The 16749-nt window shown below is 67.3% G+C and carries 15 protein-coding genes; 8 read left to right on the top strand and 7 right to left on the bottom strand.

Translation table 11 applies throughout. From position 1 onward, the window contains the following. The first annotated feature begins 34 nt into the window (after positions 1-34). The 7 genes from AC0MAZ_RS16320 to AC0MAZ_RS16290 all read left to right on the top strand — a co-directional run bounded on the left by AC0MAZ_RS16320 (position 35) and on the right by AC0MAZ_RS16290 (position 8342). The gene (locus AC0MAZ_RS16320; RefSeq protein ID WP_475858553.1) at positions 35-1207 is read left to right on the top strand and encodes an isochorismate synthase; all 1173 of its coding nucleotides are present in this window, start codon (positions 35-37) and stop codon (positions 1205-1207) included. A 26-nt stretch (positions 1208-1233) separates the two neighbouring features. Next, positions 1234-2835: a (2,3-dihydroxybenzoyl)adenylate synthase gene (locus tag AC0MAZ_RS16315; protein ID WP_475858551.1), complete on the top strand. Its 1602-nt coding sequence runs from the start codon at positions 1234-1236 to the stop codon at positions 2833-2835. Positions 2836-2852: 17 nt separating this feature from the next. Continuing rightward, entirely contained in the window at positions 2853-3719 is an 867-nt protein-coding gene (locus tag AC0MAZ_RS16310) for an isochorismatase (protein WP_232856207.1), read from the top strand. Further along, positions 3719-4468, top strand: a complete 750-nt coding sequence (dhbA, locus tag AC0MAZ_RS16305) for a 2,3-dihydro-2,3-dihydroxybenzoate dehydrogenase (protein ID WP_475858549.1) — start codon at positions 3719-3721, stop codon at positions 4466-4468. The genes AC0MAZ_RS16310 and dhbA overlap by 1 nt, the downstream gene beginning before the upstream one ends. 80 nt (positions 4469-4548) lie before the next feature. Further along, complete coding sequence (locus AC0MAZ_RS16300) at positions 4549-5844, top strand: histidine decarboxylase (RefSeq protein ID WP_475858547.1); 1296 nt, start codon at positions 4549-4551, stop codon at positions 5842-5844. A gap of 427 nt (positions 5845-6271) precedes the next feature. Further along, positions 6272-7339, top strand: coding sequence for a GNAT family N-acetyltransferase (locus tag AC0MAZ_RS16295; RefSeq protein WP_475858545.1), 1068 nt, complete (start codon positions 6272-6274; stop codon positions 7337-7339). 88 nt (positions 7340-7427) lie between these two features. Beyond that, complete coding sequence (locus AC0MAZ_RS16290) at positions 7428-8342, top strand: fatty acid desaturase family protein (protein ID WP_475861446.1); 915 nt, start codon at positions 7428-7430, stop codon at positions 8340-8342. 111 nt (positions 8343-8453) lie between these two features. Here AC0MAZ_RS16290 and AC0MAZ_RS16285 read toward each other — a convergent pair whose 3' ends face one another. The 6 genes from AC0MAZ_RS16285 to AC0MAZ_RS16260 form a co-directional block, all read right to left on the bottom strand. Further along, positions 8454-9794 (bottom strand): LLM class flavin-dependent oxidoreductase, encoded by a 1341-nt coding sequence (locus AC0MAZ_RS16285; protein WP_475858543.1) that lies wholly within the window; start codon positions 9792-9794, stop codon positions 8454-8456. Next, entirely contained in the window at positions 9781-11325 is a 1545-nt protein-coding gene (locus tag AC0MAZ_RS16280) for an MFS transporter (protein ID WP_475858541.1), read from the bottom strand. The genes AC0MAZ_RS16285 and AC0MAZ_RS16280 overlap by 14 nt, the downstream gene beginning before the upstream one ends. Positions 11326-11395: 70 nt before the next feature. Then, positions 11396-12145: a tRNA-dependent cyclodipeptide synthase gene (locus AC0MAZ_RS16275; protein ID WP_096050126.1), complete on the bottom strand. Its 750-nt coding sequence runs from the start codon at positions 12143-12145 to the stop codon at positions 11396-11398. 5 nt (positions 12146-12150) lie between these two features. Further along, positions 12151-12570, bottom strand: a complete 420-nt coding sequence (locus AC0MAZ_RS16270; protein WP_244670885.1) for a 2OG-Fe(II) oxygenase — start codon at positions 12568-12570, stop codon at positions 12151-12153. Further along, positions 12567-12926, bottom strand: coding sequence for a hypothetical protein (locus AC0MAZ_RS16265; RefSeq protein ID WP_475858538.1), 360 nt, complete (start codon positions 12924-12926; stop codon positions 12567-12569). Before AC0MAZ_RS16265 ends, AC0MAZ_RS16270 begins: the two co-directional genes overlap by 4 nt. 233 nt (positions 12927-13159) lie before the next feature. Next, positions 13160-14113, bottom strand: a complete 954-nt coding sequence (locus tag AC0MAZ_RS16260; protein WP_475858537.1) for an aliphatic sulfonate ABC transporter substrate-binding protein — start codon at positions 14111-14113, stop codon at positions 13160-13162. Between the two features lie 13 nt (positions 14114-14126). Here AC0MAZ_RS16260 and AC0MAZ_RS16255 point away from each other — a divergent pair, with 13 nt between their 5' ends. Continuing rightward, positions 14127-14255, top strand: coding sequence for a hypothetical protein (locus tag AC0MAZ_RS16255; protein WP_269806752.1), 129 nt, complete (start codon positions 14127-14129; stop codon positions 14253-14255). Between the two features lie 41 nt (positions 14256-14296). Here the strand turns inward: AC0MAZ_RS16255 and AC0MAZ_RS16250 are convergent, their stop codons facing one another. Further along, positions 14297-16747 carry a TonB-dependent receptor plug domain-containing protein gene (locus AC0MAZ_RS16250; RefSeq protein ID WP_475858536.1) on the bottom strand — a complete coding sequence of 817 codons (2451 nt, stop codon included), beginning with the start codon at positions 16745-16747 and terminating at the stop codon, positions 14297-14299. Positions 16748-16749: the final 2 nt, after the last annotated feature.

The following is a 16749-nucleotide window of genomic DNA, read 5'->3' as shown; positions in this document are numbered from 1 at the left end:
TTTTCTTTCTCACCCATCGCCAAGGAGGCTACCCATGAAGACAGGCACCCTGCGTTTGCAAGACAGGGACACCGTGCCGCTCAGCCAAGAGGACTCGAGCTTTTCATTCACATCCGGCGACCGCGAACTAAGCGTCAGCGGTCTGCGCGAGCGTATCGACACCCCGGCGCAAGGAAGCCATCTGGCCGGCGGCGCACTGCGGCGCAGCATCGACCAGGCCTTCGAACGCGCCCGCCAGGCGGGGCAGGACAACCCGATCGTGGTCGGCGCCATCCCCTTCGACACCACCCAGGCTTGCAGCCTGTACGTCCCCCAGGCCTATGCCTGGCAGGCGCGCACCGCGGCTCCCGCCCAGGCCGGCGCACTGCCGGCGTTGCTCAGCCAGGCCAACATCCCCGACGAACACGGCTTCAAGCGCGCCGTGCGCCACGCCATCGTCAACTTCCAGCACAGCGATGTGCGCAAGGCCGTGCTCTCGGTGCAGCGTGAACTGCACTTTGCCGCACCCGTGGACCCGGCACAGGTGCAGGCCAACCTGAAAGCACTGAACCGCGAGGGCTACCACTTCCGCGTGCCCCTGGCCGATGGCGCCACCCTGCTGGGTGTGAGCCCGGAGCTGCTGGTGCACAAGCAAGGCACGGCGTTCGTCAGCAACCCGCTGGCCGGCTCGGTGCGGCGCATGGCCGACCCTGAGGCCGACCGCGCCAATGCGCAATGGCTGGAGGCGTCGGAGAAGGACCACTACGAGCACCGTCTGGTCACCGAGGACATCGCCCAGCGCGTCGGCGAACTGTGCAGCCGCCTGCAGGTCCCCGAGCGGCCGTCGCTGATCAGCACTGCCGCGCTGTGGCACCTGTCCACCCGCATCGAGGGCGAACTGGCCACGGCCGATATCGACGCCCTGCAACTGGCCTGCCGCCTGCACCCGACCCCCGCCGTGTGCGGCTATCCCACCGAGCGGGCCCGCCAGTTGATCCGTTTCGTCGAACCCTTCGAGCGCGGCCTGTTCACCGGCATGGTCGGTTGGTGCGACGCCCAGGGCAACGGCGAGTGGGTAGTGACCATCCGCTGCGGCACCTTCAACGGCCAGCGCGTGCGCCTGTTCGCCGGCGCCGGCATCGTCGAGGCCTCCAGCCCCGACACCGAATGGAACGAAGTACAGACCAAGCTCGGCACCATGCTGCGTGCCTGCGGCCTGGACCATTGACCTCAAATCCGTTTTCCGAGACCTTCATGACTATCGAATTCACCCCCTGGCCCGCGGACCGGGCGCAGCGCTATCGCGCCGCCGGCTACTGGAACGACCAGCCGCTCAGCCAATTGCTGATCGAGCGCGCCGCCGCGCAGCCACAAGCACCGGCGATCCTCTGCGGTGAGCGCCGCATCAGCTACGGCGAACTGGACCGGCGCGCCTCCAACCTGGCCTCGCGCCTGGCCGCCCACGGCCTGGGCCAGGGCGACACGGCGCTGGTGCAGCTGCCCAACGTCGCCGAGTTCTACATCGTGCTGTTCGCCCTGTTCAAGGCCGGCATCGCCCCGGTCAACGCGCTCTACAGCCACCGCCAGCACGAGCTGGGCGCCTTTGCCCGGCAGATCCACCCCGCCCTGCTGATCGCCTCGGCCGAGCACGAAGTGTTCCGCAACGACGCGTTCCTCGACGACCTGGCCAAGGAAGGCCTGCGCCCGAAGCTGACGCTGATGCTCGATGCCCTCGACGACTGGAGCGCCAGCGCCGATGTGCGCGGCACCCACTACGCGCCCAGCCCAGCCGGCGCAGTGGCGCTGTTCCAGCTGTCCGGCGGCAGCACCGGCACTCCCAAGCTGATTCCGCGCACCCACAACGACTACGCCTACAGCGTGCGCGCCAGCGCGCAGATCTGCGCCCTGGACAGCGACACACGCTTTCTCTGTGCCCTGCCCGCGGCGCACAACTACACCCTCAGTTCCCCCGGTGGCCTGGGCGTGCTGCACGCCGGCGGCTGCATCGTCATGGCGACCAACCCGGAGCCGCTCAACTGCTTCGCCCTGATCGAGCGCCATGCCGTGACCATGGCCGCCCTGGTGCCCAGCGCCGTGGCCCTGTGGCTGCAGGCCGCCCCCGGGCACGCCGCCAAGCTGCGCAGCCTGCGCCTGCTGCAGGTCGGCGGCGCCAGTTTCGCCGAGGCCCTGGCCCGGCAGGTCCCCGAGGTGCTGGGCTGCAGGCTGCAACAGGTGTTCGGCATGGCCGAGGGCCTGGTCAACTACACCCGCCTGGATGACAGCGACGAGCAGGTGTTCACCACCCAGGGCCGGCCGATAAGCGAGCTGGACGAAGTGCGCATCCTCGACGAACAGGGCCAGCCGGTCGCCGACGGCGAGCCGGGCATGCTCGCCACCCGCGGCCCCTACACCTTCTGCGGCTACTATAAAAGCCCCGAGCACAACGCCCAGGTGTTCGACCAGGACGGCTTCTACCACTCCGGCGACATCGTCCAGCGCAGCGCCGACGGCAACCTGCGGGTGGTTGGCCGGGTCAAGGACCAGATCAACCGCGGCGGCGAAAAGGTCGCCTCGGAAGAGATCGAGAACCTGATCGTCATGCACCCGGACGTGACCCACGCCGCCCTGGTGGCGCTGCCCGACGACCTGCTCGGCGAAAAGAGCTGCGCCTTCATCGTCTCGCGCAATCCGCAGCTCAAGCCGATTGCCCTGCGCCGTCACCTGATGGGCCTGGGCATCGCCGAGTACAAGCTCCCGGACCGGATCCGGCTGATCGACGCCATGCCGCTGACCGCAGTGGGCAAGATCGACAAGAAGCAACTGCGCGCGCTGCTCGCCGTTGCCCCGACCGCCTGACCGTCCAAGGACCCGACATGACCATTCCAACCATCCACGACTATGCCATGCCACAGCGGGCCAGCTACCCGGCCAACAAGACCCAGTGGCAGCCCGACCCGGCCCGCGCCGTGCTGCTGATCCACGACATGCAGCGCTACTTCCTGCGTTTCTACCAGCCCGACGGCGCCCTGCTCACCGCCCTGGTGGACAACCTGTCGCGGCTGATCCAGTGGGCCCGCGAGCAGGGCATCCCGGTGGTCTACACCGCCCAGCCCCATGAACAGCCGCCCGAGGACCGCGCCCTGCTCAACGCCATGTGGGGCCCGGGCCTGCCGGCGGCCAGCCCCGAGCAGCAACCGATCATCGACGCCCTGGCGCCGCAGCCGGGCGATACCGTGCTGACCAAGTGGCGCTACAGCGCCTTCCAGCGCTCCGACCTGCTCGAGCGCATGCGCGGTTGGCAGCGTGACCAGCTGCTGATCGGCGGCGTGTACGCCCATATCGGCTGCATGATCACCGCCGCCGACGCCTTCATGAACGATATCCAGGCCTTCCTGGTGGGCGATGCGGTGGCCGACTTCTCCGAGGAGGAGCACCGCCTGGCCCTGAAGTACGTCGCCACCCGTTGCGGCCATGTGACCGACACCGCCACCCTGCTGACCCAGCCCGCGGGCGAAACCACCCGCGACTGGCTGCACGGCCGGGTGCGCCAGATGATCGAGGACGACAGCGACCTCGACCCGCAGGAAAGCCTGATTTTCTACGGGCTGGACTCGCTGCAGGTGATGAAGCTGGCCGCTGAGCTCAAGCAGCGCGGCATCGCCGTCAGCTTCGAGGAACTGGCCAACGCGCCGACCCTGGACGGCTGGTGGTCGCTGGTGCAAGCGCGGGGTGCCGCCTGATGGCCATGGCCCGTTTCACCGGCCGGCGCGTGCTGGTCACTGGTGCCGCCAGCGGCATCGGCCGCTGCGTGGCGCAGCAGTTTCTCGACGAAGGCGCCGAGGTCATCGGCCTGGACTGCGAGGAGGCCGAGGTGCCGTTCCCGCTGCTGCATGTCGACCTGACCGACCCGGCCGACGTGCAGCGGGTCTGTGACCGCCTCAAGGAGCAGGCGCAGTACCTCGACGTACTGGTCAATGTCGCCGGCGTGCTGCGCCTGGGGCGCAGCGACGAAGTGTCCTGCGAGGACTGGCAGCGCTGCCTGGATGTCAACGTGAGCGCGCCGTTCTACCTGATGCGCCAGTGGACCCCGGTGTTCCGCCGCCAGCGCCGCGGCGCCATCGTCAATGTCGCCTCCAACGCCGCCCACGTGCCGCGCCTGAACATGGCCGCCTACTGCGCCTCCAAGGCCGCTCTGGTCAGCCTGAGCCACTGCGTGGGCCTGGAACTGGCGCCCTATGGCGTGCGCTGCAACGTGGTCTCGCCGGGCTCGACGCGCACGCCGATGCTCGCCGGCATGCTCGGCGACCCGGCGCTCGAGCGCCAGCTGGTCGACGGCCTGCCCGGGCAGTTCAAGCTCGGCGTGCCGCTGGGCAAGATCGCCACGCCCGACGACATCGCCAATGTGGTGCTGTTCCTGGCCTGCGAGCAGGCCGGCCACGTGACCCTGCAGGATATCGTGGTCGACGGCGGCGCCACCCTGGCCGCCTGAGCCTGATGCGGCACTGACAAGGACTTTCACCCGCACCGCGCTCGGCCCTGGCTGGCCGAGCGCGCACCATGGAGCTGGACATGACATTCTCACCCACCAACCACAAGCGTCTCGAGGCTTTCTGGCAATACTGCCTCACCCACCAGTACTTCAATGTCGGCTACCCCGAGTCAGCCGACTTCGACTACAGCCTGCTGCACCGTTTCATGCGCTTTTCCATCAACAACTGCGGCGACTGGAACGAGCCCAGCAACTACCTGCTCAACTCCTTCGACTTCGAGCGCGAGGTGATGCGCTACTTCGCCGAGCTGTTCCACATCCCGTTCGAGGACAGCTGGGGCTACGTCACCAACGGCGGCACCGAAGGCAACATGTTCGGCTGCTACCTGGCCCGCGAGCTGTTCCCCGCCGCCACCCTCTACTACTCCAAGGACACCCACTACTCGGTGGCCAAGATCGTCCGCCTGCTGCGCATCAAGGCCCAGGTGGTGGAGTCTCAGGCCAATGGCGAGATGGACTACGACGACCTGGTCGCGCGGATCGCCGCCGATGGCGAGCGCCACCCGATCATCTTCGCCAATATCGGCACCACCCTGCGCGGCGCCACCGACAACATCGCCACCATCCAGCAACGCCTGGCCCGGGCCGGCATCCGCCGCGAGGACTACTACCTGCATGCCGACGCGGCCCTGAGCGGCATGATCCTGCCCTTCGTCGACGCCCCCGAGCCCTACTCGTTCGCCGACGGCATCGACTCGATCTGCGTCTCCGGACACAAGATGATCGGCTCGCCGATGCCCTGCGGCATCGTCGTGGCGCGGCGTGGCAACGTCGAGCGCATCTCGGTGGAAATCGACTACATCAGCGCCCGCGACCAGACCATCAGCGGCTCGCGCAATGGTCACACGCCACTGCTGATGTGGGCCGCCCTGTGCAGCCGGTCGCGGGAGGACTGGCGCGCACGCATCCAGCGCTGCCTGGATCTGGCCCAGCACGCGGTGGACCGGCTGCGGGCGGCCGGCATCGAGGCCTGGCGCAACCCCAACTCGATCACCGTGGTGTTCCCCTGCCCCTCGGCCAGCGTGTGGAAACGCCATTGCCTGGCCACCTCGGGCGACACCGCGCACCTGATCACCACTGCCCATCATCAGGACAGCGCACAGATCGACGCCCTGCTCGACGAGGTGATCGCTGACCTCAAGTCTCGCAACAAACCGCCAAGCCGATCCCCGCTGCAAGGCCCCCTGATCGACGGCCTGGGCAGTCACACCAAGGTCTACAGCACGGCTGGGCAGCCCCTGCCGGAGCGGCTGCAGGGCCATGCAATGCCCGAGCGCGACAGCGGCCTTGCCCGCCTCAAGGGCAGCGATATCTGAACGCAGAGTCATCCATACGGCCACTTGTATGTAAGCCTGTTCCTACAGCGTGTCACCTGGGGACCTTGCGTGCCGAAAAACAGGGGGCGGGCCTGCCCGCCGCCTCGGTACCGTGACGGGGCACCGCGTTGCAGACACCGGTCGCCCCCCGTTTGACGGCCCATGGCGTGGCTCTATAGTCCGTTTCCTGGCAGCGGCAAGGATTTCCGCTGGCCTTGGACAAGAACCCGCCATGTACAGGAGTCGTATGATGGCCATGCTCACGGATGACGCACCCTCGCCTCACCCTCTACACGCATCACCCAGCCGCGCCGACCTGCGACGACATCCCCGTCACTGACCCCTGCACCCGCCCCGCCACGTGCCTGTGACCCGCCTTGGGCGGTCACTGCATTCGTTCGCCTTCAATAAAGACAAAAGGTGCGTCATGACTGCGACCCGTTCGCCGCAAACGGCCGTTGCGCCGTTGCCGGAAACCGAATCACTGCGTTATCGCCCGGCCAGCCCCGCCGATATCGAAGCCCTCGCCGCGCTGTTCCAGCAGGTGTATGGGCAGACCACCCACCCCTGCCAGAACCCGGGCTATATCCGCCACTCCATGGGCAGTGGGCAACAACAGTGGTTCGTTGCCGAGGCCGAGGGCCAGCTGCTCGGTTGCTGCTGCATCGCCCGTCGCCCCTGGAACCGCTCGTGGGAAGTCTGCCACGGGGTCATCCACCCCGATGCGCGCAGGACCGGCGCCATCTCCAGCCTGATCCGCCTGGGCTTCGAGACCCACCGGCCCGAACCCGTGGAACTGGGCTTCTACATCACCCGCAACATTGCCAGCCATGGCGTCATGAACAAGATCCGCCCCGCCGTGCTGGTGGGGCATGACGGCGGCCCGGACACGGTCGACGGCCTGCGCGAATATCACCTGACCGCCATCCAGCCGGTGCTCCAGGCCGGTTTTGTCCATGTTGCGCCCTGGTACGTGACCACCCGCGCCGCCGACTTCGTCCGCCGCCTGCTCTACCCCGCCCTGCGCCTCGGCGTCACCCCCGGCAGCTACCCGGAGACCTTTCTGAGCGGCCCCACCGGCGCCGAACGCCATGGCCAGCTCAGCTACACCCACGATCCCAAGGCCCGCGCGCTGATGCTGTCGGGCCAGTGCGGTCGCTACCTGTCGAGCCAAGCCGTGCTGGCGGAGCTGGGCGCACTGCTGCGCCAACATGCGCAGGCCGAGTATGTCAGCCTGGTGATCCTGGCCGACAAGCTCGAACTGCTGGCCAGCCTGCGCCGCCTGGGTTTTGCCATCACCGCCTACCTGCCGGCCTGGCACCTGGAGAACGGCACGCGCTACGACTGCATCCAGCTGGTGTTCCAGGACTTCGACGTGGCGCCGCGCAGCCACGGCTTCGACGACGACATCGCCCGCTTCGACCTGGCCTACGCGCACCTGGCCAACAACCTCTGCAGCCTTCCCGCGGCCCCGGCTTCCCGGGCCGCCAGCTAACCGATCGGAGTTTTTGCAAGTGACCAAGGACCAATGGCTTAGTGTAAGAAAACAGATCCCCGACGGCGCCCGGGAACCCTGGACCGTGATGCTTTGGGTCGCCGACCTGGCGTTGTTGGCGGTGGCCTGGAACCTGTGGCTCGCCGACTCCACCGCCTTGCAGTTGCTGGGCCTGGTGCTGGCAGGCCTGGCCACCGTGCAGCTCTACCTGATCATGCACGAGGCGACCCACGGCGCCGCCTCGGCCAACCGTCGGCTCAACGACTTCATCGGCCACTGCGACGGCTGGCTGATCGCCTTGCCGTTCCTGGTCCGTCGGCGCTTCCACATGGCCCACCACACCTGGACCGCACACCCGGTGAACGACCCGGAGAACCGCGGCATGATCGAGCGCTTCTCGGTGATGACGAAAAAGCAGGAGCGCACCCTGGAGTTCGTCTGGAAGCACTGGATCCCGATGATCGCCGCCAACCATTTCCTGCTCAACTGGCGCGCGCCGTTCATTGCCCGGGCCAAGGGCGACAGTTCGCCGAGGATTCTCAAGGAGATCCGCTTCGCCCGCCTGTACCTGGCCGGTTACCTGGCGGCGGCCGTGCTGGCCTGGAGCCTGGGGCACCTGCTTGACCTGGTGCTGTTCTACGGGATCACCTGGCTGTTCCTGTTCTTCATGGTCGAGCTGCTCAACCTCCCCCACCACGCCGAGGCACCGTTGCTTGCGCGGGACGCCGACCGCCTGCAGTTCTGGGAGCAGGACGGCGTGTCCCATGACTGCAAGGACCTGCCGCTGTGGTCGCGCTATGTGATCCTCAACTTCAACCTGCATATCGTCCACCACGCCTTCCCCTCGGTGCCGTGGTACCGGTTGGCCCAGGTGCAGAAGCTGCTGAGCGAGCATGAGGTCGGCCATGCGCCGTCGCAGACCCATGAGTGGGAGTTCGCGGTGAAGAACCGGCGGCGGCCGTTGTTGCAGCTGATGGGGCATTTCTTCGATCAGCGGGGTTGAGCTGCCCCTCCGGGTCAGTACAGGTATTCGTGGGAGCGGGCTTGCCCCGCGATAGCGTCAGTTCGCTAATGACGCCATCGCGGGGCAAGCCCGCTCCCACAGGTGCCATGCTCAGTTCGAAAAATGGTGATTGGGCACATACCGCAACCCCAGGTTCTCCCGCAACGTACGCCCCTCATACTCTTGCCGGAACAACCCCAGCCGCTGCAACTCGGGCACCACCTGCCCGACAAAATCGTCCAGCCCACCCGGCAGGTGGGTAAACAGCAGGTTGAAGCCATCCGCCGCCCCCTCCTCGAACCAGCAGGCCATCTCCTCGACGATCTGCCCCGGCGTGCCCACCAGCAGCCGGTGCCCGCCCGCGCCGAGCCTGGCCAGCAACTGCCTGGCGGTGGGCCGTTCGCGGCGGATCAGGTCCACCACCAACTGCTGGCGGCTCTGGTGCCGCTCGGTCAACGGCAAAGGGTCCGGCAGCACCACCGGGGCATCCGCCGGTAACTGCTCCAGGTCGATGCCGATGTCCAGCAGGAACGACAACGCCTTGAGCGCCGCCTCCGGATCCACCAGCGCCTGCAGTTGCTCGTGCTTTTCCTGGGCTTCGCTGACCGTGCGCCCCACCACCGGTGCCAGGCCCGGAAATACCAGCAACGACTCCGGCTCCCGCCCGGCCAGCGCCAGGCGCTGGTGCATGTCGGCGTAGAACGCCCGGCCCTCGTTCAAGGTCTGCTGGGCAGTGAACACCAATTCGGCGCTGCGCGCCGCCAGCGCCCGGCCGGCCTGCGAGGAACCGGCCTGGGCGATCACCGGCCAGCCTTGCACGGGGCGTGGGGCATTCAACGGGCCACGCACCCGAAAATGCGCGCCCTGGTGGTCGAGCACCCGCATGCGCGCAGGCTCCAGCCAGGTACCGGAGGCTTTGTCCAGCGGGAAGGCATCGTCCGCCCAGCTGTCCCAGAGCCCGGTGACCACATCGAAGAACTCCTCGGCGCGGGCGTAACGATCAGCATGGGGCAGGTGCGCCCCCTGGTTGAAGTTCTCGCCACCGATCAGCGCGGTCACCAGGTTCCAGCCGGCGCGGCCACCGGACAAGTGATCGAGGGAGGCAAATGTGCGGGCAATGTTGTACGGCTCGTTGAAACTGGTGTTGGCGGTGGCGATCAGGCCGATATGGCGGGTTACCACCGCCAGCGCCGGCAACAGGGTCAGCGGGTCCCAGCGCAGGCTGTAGGCGCTGCTGCGCAGCACCCGTGGGTCCAGCTCGCCGACGGCGACGTTGTCGTTGAGGAACAGCGCGTCGAAACGCCCGCGCTCCAGGGTCTGGGCGTACTGCCGGTAGCGCTCGAAGTTGATCGAGGCATCGGCGTCCGCCTGCGGATGTCGCCAACTGCCGGCGTGAGCGCCGGCGCCGGAGAGAAAGGCGCCCAGCCGCAGGCGGCCGTCACGCCTTGCCATGGCTGGGCTCCTGGGCGGGTACGGTTGCCTTCTTCGCTCGCAGCAGCAGGGTCACGCCACCCCAGACCAGCAACAGGCTGACGGCGAGGAACACCATCAGCGCCTGGTAACCGTCGAGGAACGCGGCATGCACCCAGCCCTGCAGGACATCGTCGCCCTGCCCCAGGTGCTCGGCCAACAAGGTCGCACCCTGCTCCGGGGCAGCCGCCGCCCGGGCCAGCCAGCCGGTCTGCACGGGCACGCCCGTGGCTGCGGACAGCGTGTCGACCGCCACCGCCCGGTACAACCCCACCCCGACTGCCAGCCCCAGCCCGCCGCCGACATTGTGCAGGGTCATCAGCGAGCCCATGGCCACCGAGCTCACCTGCTGCGGCACCGACGAGATCCCCAGCACCGTCGAGGGCCCGAGGATGCAGGCCCAGCCCAGTCCCATCACAGCGAAGGCGCCCAACAGATGCACCAGCGAGGTGTGCTCGCCGAATGCTGCCTGCAGCACGGCGGACAGCACGAACAGCAGCAGCCCGGCCTGCACCAGCAGCGCCGGGCCCTTGCGGTCCACCAGGCGGCCCACCAGCGGCGACAGCAACGCCACCCCGAGCGTTGTCGGCAACAACAGCAGGCCGCTGGCCTGCACGCTCTCGCCACGGATCAACGCCAGGTACAGCGGCATGACGAAGAATGCCACGCAATAGAACACCGCCAGGCCGAAGCTGGCGGTGACCGCCGCGACGAAACGGCGGTTGGCGAACAGGCGCAGGTCGATGATCGGTGCATCGACCCGCAACTCGACCCCAACGAAGACCAGCAAGGCGAGCAGCGCCACCGCCAGCAGGCCCAAGGTATTGGCCGAGGTCCAGCCCCAAGCGGCGCCCTGGACGATCACCAGCACCAGGCTCGGCAAGCCCACCAGCAACAGCAGCGCGCCCAGCCAGTCGAGCCGCGCGCCCTCCTCGCCGGCCCGCGACTCGTCCGCCGCCACGGCGATGATCGCCAGGCTCAGCAGCACGAACGGCACGTTGACCAGGAAGATCCACTGCCAGCCGAAGGCGCTGGTGATCAGCCCGCCCAGCACCGGCCCCGCGGCAAGACCAATGCCGTTGACCCCGAACAGCACGCCGAAGGCCTTGCCCTGCTCCTCGCTGGCGAAGGTGGCCGCGACGATCGCCCCCGACGCGGTGTACAGCACCGCGCAGGCCAGGCCCTGGGCGACCCGGGCCGCCACCAGGGTGTCGATGCCGGTGGCCAGCCCCGCCGCCAGCGAGGCCAGTCCGAACACTCCCAGCCCGATATTCAGCACCCGTCGGCGGCCTTTCAGGTCGGCCAGCCGGCCGACCAGCACCATGGCGCTGGACAGCGCCAGGATGAAGCCGTTGATCACCCACTGCAGGCTGTCCACCGATGCGCCGAGGTCGGCCTGCAGCGCCGGCAGCGCGGTATTGACGATGGTGAAGTCGACGCAGCCGAGAAAACTGGCGATGCTCACACCGAGCAAAGCCCACCATTTGCGTTGCTGTTGCGCAAAAACGCCCATGGAAACTCCTGTTCCGGATTTCAGTATGAAGGCCGTCGTCCGTGTGGCGTGGGGCCGGGATTGCGAAGACTCAGATGGCAATGGCGCTGGCGGCCCAGGCCGGGTGTGCCGCCCCTGGCAGGGTGAAGGGAATCGGGATGCCGCGCTTCTTGAACTTCAGCGGCAACCAGTGCACCCGCTCCGGCGCGTGCGGCTCGACCAGCAGGCGCCGGGCGGTGGCCATGGCATCGGTCATCTGCTGCGGGTAGATCACGTAGTCGTATCCCTCCTCGGCCCACTGCGGCAGGATGATCGGCACCTCCTCGAGGATGTACTCACGGCACTGGGCGGCAGCGCGCTCCAGGTCCGCCTCGGGGTCGCGCAATCGCAAACGCTCGATGAACACGCCGATGGTCGCCTCGATGGCGCCGCGCAGGTCCTCGCTGTCGCGGTACAGCTGGTTCACCTGCTGGCGCAGCTCGGCGTAGCGGTCCGAGGCCAGCTCCTGGTTCCAGCGGCTGATGCGCACCGGCGCCTCGAGCCCGGCCAGGTACTTGCGATTGCGCGCCAACCACGCGTCGCCGTCGCGGATCGACGCCGACAGCGCCTCGCCCGGCGACTTGCCGTGCTTGTTGTGGCGCTGCAGGGTGTCGGCCACCACCACCTTCACCTGGCTGAAGCCGGATTTGTTGATCAGGTGCACGGTGGAGCTGAGCTTGTGCTCCTCGTGGTATTCCTGGCCCACGCTGACCGCCAGCACGCAGCGCTTGCCGGTGAAGTCCAGTTCTTCGCCGCCCTTGTTGAAATAGGCTTTGAGGTTGATCGCTTCCACATTGCTCATGTCGCTTAGCTCCAGTAGGCCAAAGGCTGGTCGTCGCCGAAATAACCGATGAATACGCCGAGGGTGACCCGGGTGCTGGTGGCCGAAGGGCGCACCGCGTGGATCAGCCGCGGGTTGAGGAAGATCAGGTCGCCCGGCTCGGGCTTGACCACCAGGTCCGGCGGCGGCAGCAGGTGGCGCTCGATGCCGTAGGCGCGCTGGCCACGCAGGCGCTGGTATTCGGCCTCGTCCGGGTGCAGGTTCCAGATCTCCAGCTCGCCGCCGTCCTCGGGGATCTGCAGGTAGATGTTGGTCGACAGCTGGGTGAGCAGCCGCGGCTGGTGGTCGGCCGGGGCGTTGCGCGCCAGGTCGTCGGTATGCGGCGTGAGGTCGACATTGTTGCCCTGGAAGCGGGCAATGCCGACGAAGCACTTCTGCCCGTTCACATCCAGCAGCCGCCCCCCTTGGGCCAGACCTCGTCGAGCAGCAGGCGCAGGTGATCGATGGGCGACGCCAGCGGGCCGAAGGCGCTGCGGATCTTGCGGATGTTGCCGATGGCCTGGCCGTGATACTCGGCGCGGCTGGCTTCGTCCTTGATCTCGATATAGGCCTTGCCCAGGCGCACGAACTCGGTCTGTTCGCTGAAGGCGCCGCGCAGTTCGTGATGGCTCAGGCGCTCCAGGGCCAGGGCCACGGTATCGGCGGGTGCGAAGCCTTTGATCAGGATGCCCAGTGTACGGGCGTGAATCACATCGTCTAACTGTGCGGCGGTCAACTCCTCGACCGTGGTAATTGTCAGCATGAACACTCCCTCGCCTATTCCTGAACGGTTTGACTGCACCTGTGATGGGCGGATAACCGGCGACATCCGATGGTCGCCAGGCCATCTTCAACAAGCGGCAAGCACTTGTGAAATATCGTTTTTCTCTAGCGTCAAAACTTTTTCAAAATATTACAGAGCAACTTCAACCATTATCAGCAATGCGCATGAACATTATAAAAATGACAACTTGGCTCATGTGTTACGGATAACTTTTACTGAACTTCCGGCGCCTCATTGAACTGCCTGTCCACCTGTTGTTCGGCAACGAAGCCCGGACCGATCACCCCCTCGTCCCGGTACAGCCTGGCGGTGTCGGCCAGGTCCCTGACCAGGGCGTCGTCGACTGCGACCCGGCGTGGCTGTGAATAGCGGTTCGAGCGCAGGTGCACTTCCAGTGGCAGCCCGCTCTGGCGGGCCTGGATCGCCGAGAATTGCTCGACATGAGCGTTGGCCCAGTCCCAGGCGCGGCCGACCCGATGCAGGAAATCCCGCAGTTGCGCCGGCTTGTCGTGAATCGCCGCGGGGTTGGCCACCAGCAGCATGTTGCCGGCGAACAAACCTTCGCCGCTGACCAGCACCCGCGTGCCGCCTTCGAGCTGGACCATGCTGGTGTACGGATCCCAGGTGGCCCAGGCATCGGCGCCGCCGTTGGCCAGCAGGCTGCGCGACTCGCCCGGCTGCAGGAACACGAACGTGGCGTCGCGGCCTTTATGGCCGCTGGCGCGCAATGCGGCCAGCGCCAGGTAATGGCCGATGGAGCCACGGGTGGTGGTGATGCGCCGGCCCACCAGCGACGCCGCGTCGGTCAGGGGTGAACTGTCGGGCACGACGATTGCCACCGCCGTGGGCGTCACCTGCAGGCGCACCACCCCGACGGTCTTGAGCCCGGCGCCGGCCGCCGTGGCGAACACGAACGGCGCGGTGCCCAGGGTGCCGATATCCACCGCGCCGGCCGCCAGGGCTTCGGCGGTGGGCGCGGCGGCGCCGAAGGCGGCGAACTCCAGGGGGTATGGCACATCCTCGAGCTCGCCGGCGGCCTGCAGCAGCACCTGCAGCGAGTTCTTCTGGCTGGAGACGCGCAGGGTTTCTTCGGCGTGTGCGATCCCCAGCATCAGGCACAGCAACCCCGCCAGGATGTAACGCCCCCCGCTCCCACGCTCAATCATGCAGGAAACTCCCATGGCTGGCCGGCGTGTGACACGCCCGGCACAGCAACACGCCAGCGAGCCACGCCCCTGTGGGAGCGGGTTTACCCGCGAATGGCACACCGCGGTGGATGGCACCGGCCATGCCGGTGTTCGCGGGTGAACCCGCTCCCACAGGAAAGCCGTCAGCTTCGCGAGTACCCATCAGAACGCCAGGCTCACACGGCCGTAGTAGTACCCCCCACCCAGTCCATAAGGCGAGAACATGCCGTACTCGTAGGTCCCGGCCCAGGGCACGATGCCGATCTTGTCCGGGTACTTGTCGAACAGGTTGTTGGCGCCCAGAGCCACTGTGATGTTCTGGGTGAGGTCGTAGGCCACGTCGATATCGGTGATCCACTTGGCGCCGTAGGTTCGGTCGTTGGCCGGGATGTTCGAGCCTTCGGTGTACTCGCCGTAGCGGGTCAGGGTCAGGTTCACCGTCCAGTCGTCGACCTTGTAGTTGCTGTTGAGGATCCACTTGTCCTTGGGCGTGGCCTTGGTCAGGTCGATCTGCTGCTGGCGGTCGAACAGCACGTAGCCGGCACCGAGGCTCGACAGGCTCGCCGGGGTGTCGGCCAGGTCGCGGATGCTGGTCTTGTTGTGGTTGTAGGCCAGGCTCCAGCGCACGGTACCGTACTCGGCCAGCGGCTGGCGGTACTCGGCCACCAGGTCGACGCCCTTGGTGCGGGTGTCGGCGGCGTTGGCAAAGTACTGCCCCGAGAGGTCCGGCGACAGGCCGTTGGCCACCAGGATGCTCGACACGGCGGGGCCGGTGAGCACGCCGGTCTGCAGGATGCGGTCGTCGATGTCGATCAGGTAGAAGTCGGCGGTCAGGCGCAGGCGGTCGGTGGGCTCGGCGGTGAAGCCCAGGCTGTAGTTGCGTGACTTCTCCGGCTCCAGGGTCTGGGCACCCAAGGCGATGGCCTCGGGCGAGCCTGGGCGCATCTGCTTGGTGCGCGCCGTGCTGGTGCTGCCGCCGGCGCCGAAAATGGTCACCGAACTGGTCGAGGAAAACACGTTCTGCGCCAGCGACGGCGCGCGGAAGCCATTGCTCACCGCGGCCCTGACCGCATAGCCCGGGGCGAACTCGTAGCGGGTGGTGAACTTGCCGCTGACGGTCTCGCCGACCTCCTGGTTGTAGCGCTCGTAGCGCAGGGCGAAGGCGCTGTACCACTGCGGCGTGAGGTTAATGCCGAAATCGACATAGGCCGCGCCGCTGTGGCGGATCATCTGCCCGGCGTCCTCCGGGGTGGTGCCGTTGACCGAGAACAGGCCAGGGTCCGGGCGGCGTCCGGCCAGCGGGCCGCTGGGGATCACGTAGTTGCCGTAATTGTAGGAGTTGGGCTCACCCTCGGTAAGCTCGTACTTCTCCCAGCGGTACTCGACGCCGAACGAGGTTTCCAGCGGGCTGCTCCAGCCGATGTCCAGGGCCCGGCTGAAATCCAGGTTGGTGGTCCACTGGTCGAAGATCTCGTCGGTCAGGTGGAAGCGCCGCTGGCTCAGCAACGGGTCGTTGGACAGGTTGAGGTTGTTGTCGGTGTACAGCTTGGCCTTGTCGCGGCCATAGGTGGTCGACAGGTCCCAATCCCACTCGGCAGCCAGGCCCTTGAGGCCGGCAAGCACCTGGTAGTCGGTCTCCTCCACTTCGCGGGTGGCCTGGCCGCCTTTCGGATAAGGCGCGTTGGGCAGCCAGTTGGTGGCGGTGATGTCGGTGGGCGCGCGGTGGCCGAGGACTTTCTTGCCGTCGCGGTAGCTGAGGGTGGAGAACGAATACAGCTTCAGTTCCTCGCCCAGCGGCAGTTCCAGGTTGTAGGCGCCACTGTAGGTGCGGTCGCGGCCCAGGCCGTATTCCTCGCCCCAGCCGTGACGCTCTGTCAGGCGCGGGTCGGGCTGGCCGTTGGCCAGGGTGGTGAAATTGCCGCGCACGGCGCCGGCGCGGTCGTAGGGCTCCTGCACCTTGGCGTCGAACGACAGGTTGAGAAAACCGCCGTCGCCCAGGCCGAAGCCGGCATTGGCCGCCTCATGGCCGCTGGTGCCGTCGCCAGCGTAGTACTGCCCGACCGAACTGTCGGAGGTGATGCCCTCGGCATCCTGCTTGAGGATGATGTTGATCACCCCGGCGATGGCGTCGGAGCCGTACTGCGCCGCCGCGCCGTCGCGCAGCACCTCGATGCGCTCGATCGCCGCGGTGGGAATCAGGTCGAGGTCCACCGGCACCGCGGCGGTGCCGACCCGGGCGTTGTTGTTGATCATCGCCGTGTTGTGCCGGCGCTTGCCGTTGACCAGGATCAACACCTGGTCGCCGCCCAGGCCGCGCATGCTGATGCCGCGCACCAGGAATGCAGTGCCGCCGCCGTTGATGGTCGGCGCGTTGAACGAGGGCAGCAGGCGCGTGAGCATGTCCTTGAGGCCGTTCTGGCCACTGGTGCGCAACTGCTCGCCGGAAATCACGTCCACCGGCACCGGGCTGTCGGTCACGGTGCGCTGCTGGCTGCCACGCACGCCGGTCACCACCACGGTGGACAGCGCCGGGTCTTCGGCGGCCATGGCCTCGCCAGCCAGGCTCAGGGCCAGGGCGGTGGCCACGGGGGAAAGCTTGAAGGTCTTGGGCATCT

It is taken from the genome of Pseudomonas sp. A, from assembly GCF_056270345.1.
The sequence above is the reverse complement of the archived record's forward strand: the minus strand, read 5'-3'. Positions and strand labels throughout refer to the sequence as shown.